Annotated in this window: 3 protein-coding genes; all 3 read right to left on the reverse strand. The window is 72.4% G+C overall.

Annotation, left to right across the window (positions count from 1 at the left end):
• Nucleotides 1-121 precede the first annotated feature (121 nt).
• The 3 genes from AC3XYG_RS12880 to AC3XYG_RS12890 are packed head-to-tail and all read right to left on the reverse strand — an operon-like array spanning nt 122 to nt 1484.
• On the reverse strand, nt 122-424 hold the full coding sequence (locus AC3XYG_RS12880; protein WP_489140237.1) for an AzlD family protein: 303 nt from the start codon (nt 422-424) through the stop codon (nt 122-124).
• Entirely contained in the window at nt 421-1137 is a 717-nt protein-coding gene (locus AC3XYG_RS12885; protein WP_489140238.1) for an AzlC family ABC transporter permease, read from the reverse strand. The genes AC3XYG_RS12880 and AC3XYG_RS12885 overlap by 4 nt, the downstream gene beginning before the upstream one ends.
• 20 nt (nt 1138-1157) lie before the next feature.
• Nucleotides 1158-1484: a helix-turn-helix domain-containing protein gene (locus AC3XYG_RS12890; RefSeq protein ID WP_489140239.1), complete on the reverse strand. Its 327-nt coding sequence runs from the start codon at nt 1482-1484 to the stop codon at nt 1158-1160.
• Nucleotides 1485-1680 lie beyond the last annotated feature (196 nt).

The raw sequence follows: 1680 nt of genomic DNA on the forward strand, positions 1-1680 counted from the left end.
CGCTGGGCGACACCAGCACCCTGGCCGACCCGGCCGTGGTCACCGACCTGGTCGACAACCGGATGAATCGGGGCGGATGAACCGGGGCGGCTGAACCGAGGGGGCTGAGGGGGAAAGCCCCTCAGCCCATCACGCTGCGCAGAGCCACCACCGCGACCACGCCGACCAGGATGGTGGCGAGCAGCGGCAGTCTCGTAGCGGCGATCGCGGTGACCACCGCGGCCGCGGTCTCGGGCCAGCCGGTGGCCAGCACCATCGGCGCGATCACCGCGGTCAGCACCGCCGGCGGGGCCGCGTCGAAGGCGGCCTTGAGCCGGCCCTGCAGCCGCAGCCGGCCGACCAGGAACAGGCCGGAAATCCGGGTCAGGTACGTCACCACCGCCATGCCGAGGATGGCGGCCAGGGTCGCCGGGTCGACGCTCATGCCCCTTCCTCCGCCTCGCGCAACACGTCCGGAGCTGCCGTCGCCCAGGCGGCGGCGATGCCGGCCAGGGCGCCGGCCGCGACGTGCCAGGGCGGGCCGATGAAGCGGTAGGCCAGGGCGGCCGCCACCAGGCTGGCGCCGATGGTCGCGGTGCTGCGATGGCCGCGCCAGAACCCGACGATCAGGCCGATGAAAAGGGCGGTGAAGGCGAAGTCCGCGCCGATTCGCGAGGGGTCGCCGATCACGGCGCCGATGACGGCCCCGAGCGTGGCCCAGATCACCCAGTTCAGCCAGAAGAAGGCACCCATCGCCAGGAAGTAGGCCGGCGTCAGCTGCCCGACGGACGCGGCCCGCCGCTCCGCCATCGCCCAGTTCTCATCGGCCATCACGGCATAGCCCAGCAGCCGCTGGGTCCAGGTGAAGCCGCCGGTGCGGCGGGCCAGCGACAGGCTCATCAGGATGTGGCGGGAATTCACCAGCAGGGTCGACACCACAAGCGTGGCAATGGGCACCGGCCAGGCCCACAGGTCGATCGCGGCGAACTGCGATCCGCCGGCGAAGACCAGCATCGACATCAGCGCCATCTCGGCCGGGGACAGGCCCTTGGCCGCGCCCAGCGCGCCGCACAGCAGGCCGATCGGGATCGCGGCGATCGCCGGTGGAAGGATGTCGCGGATGCCGTCCGCCGCGTCGCGCCAGAAGTCTCGAGTCATGCGGAAACCGTGGGAGAGGGTCAGAGGCGAAGCCCGGCCCGATAGGCGCCGGGGGCGACGCCGAGCCGGGCCTTGAAGGCGTGGGTCAGATGGGCCTGGTCGCAGAAGCCGGTGGCGGCGGCGACCTCGGCCGGCGTGTCGCCCGCCTGCAGCCGGCGGCGGGCCGCCTGGACCCGCAGGCTGAGCAGATAGGCATGCGGCGTCATCCCCATTTCCTGCCGGAAGGCGCGGACCAGATGATGGCGCGACACCCCGGCCTCGGCGGCGAAATCGTCGAGCGACAAATCCTCGGCATAGCGGTCGCGCATCAGCCGCATCACCCGGCCGATCCGGGCCGACCCCGGCAAGGCCTTCGCCGGCGACAGGTCGGCATGGCGGATCAGGCAGCGCCCATAGGCGCGCAGCAGCAGTTCCTCCGCCGCCTTTGCCGCGATGAGCGAGGGCGGTGACCCGCTGGCGGCGGAGGAACTGCTGCTGCGCGCCTATGGGCGCTGCCTGATCCGCCATGCCGACCTGTCGCCGGCGAAGGCCTTGCCGGGGTCG

It is taken from the genome of Inquilinus sp. (genome assembly GCF_057815775.1).